General features: G+C 51.9%; 2 protein-coding genes. Both read left to right on the top strand.

What is annotated here, in order from left to right; translation table 11 throughout:
- The first annotated feature begins 328 nt into the window (after window positions 1-328).
- Entirely contained in the window at window positions 329-565 is a 237-nt protein-coding gene (gene rpmB, locus B4U49_RS00445; RefSeq protein ID WP_010132080.1) for a 50S ribosomal protein L28, read from the top strand.
- A 32-nt stretch (window positions 566-597) separates the two neighbouring features.
- A complete protein-coding gene (gene rpmG, locus B4U49_RS00450; RefSeq protein WP_066960071.1) occupies window positions 598-753 on the top strand; it encodes a 50S ribosomal protein L33 in 156 nt (51 codons plus the stop codon).
- Window positions 754-882: the final 129 nt, after the last annotated feature.

Genomic DNA, 882 nt, shown 5'->3' on the forward strand with positions numbered 1-882 from the left:
AAACATCCTGTTTGCGACGATCCCGAAAAGCCACACCCGCCACCTCACCTTCGCTTTTAATGAATATACTTCGTTGCCAGAGGGCCACATAGGACCAGTAGGCGGGTGATGGGGCCAAGGGAGTTCGGTGCTTTCGACCCAAAGTGGCCGGTCAGACAGCAAAAAAACTGGTTAAAACTTGCCCCACCTAGGGTGTTCTGGTATAAAACGCCGCTCTTTGCGGCCGGGCCAGATTCTGTACAGATCCCGCGGTCGCGCTGGATACCGAATTTAGTCCCTGCCCCGCCCCCGAGCTGAGGGCACGAGAGTTATTGAAGAGGCCAATCAGATGTCTAAGGTATGTCAGGTAACCGGTAAGCGCCCGGTAACCGGAAACAACGTTTCTCACGCCAAAAACCGCACCAAGCGTCGCTTCGTGCCGAACCTGCAGTCACACCGTTTCTGGGTGGAAGCAGAGAAGCGCTTCGTTAAACTGCGTGTTTCTACTAAAGGTATGCGCATTATCGATAAGAAAGGTATCGATACCGTACTGGCAGAGCTGCGCAAGCGCGGCGAGAAAGTTTAATTACTGCTTAACCGCAGATTGGAGACAGAACAATGCGTGACAAGATTCGCCTGAATTCCAGCGCCGGCACCGGCCACTTCTACACCACTGACAAGAACAAGCGCAACATGCCTGAGAAAATGGAGATCAAAAAATACGATCCCGTTGTTCGCAAGCACGTTATGTACAAGGAAGGCAAAATCAAGTAATTGTTTGCCTTGCTAGTTCGCGAAAAAGCCCGGTTTTCCGGGCTTTTTTGTGTCTGTCGAAGTGACAATCTACAAATTGAAGGTCGTGGTGCCGGTGAAAGTTTGCGGGACCGTCTGCGGCCTGGATGG

Source organism: Microbulbifer mangrovi, assembly GCF_002009015.1.
Lineage (GTDB): Bacteria > Pseudomonadota > Gammaproteobacteria > Pseudomonadales > Cellvibrionaceae > Microbulbifer > Microbulbifer mangrovi.

Bases quoted from the DNA above. Each gene is read 5' to 3' on its own strand.
- rpmB (WP_010132080.1), top strand. From the start codon at position 329: ATGTCTAAGGTATGTCAGGTAACCGGTAAGCGCCCGGTAACCGGAAAC.
- rpmG (WP_066960071.1), top strand. From the start codon at position 598: ATGCGTGACAAGATTCGCCTGAATTCCAGCGCCGGCACCGGCCACTTC.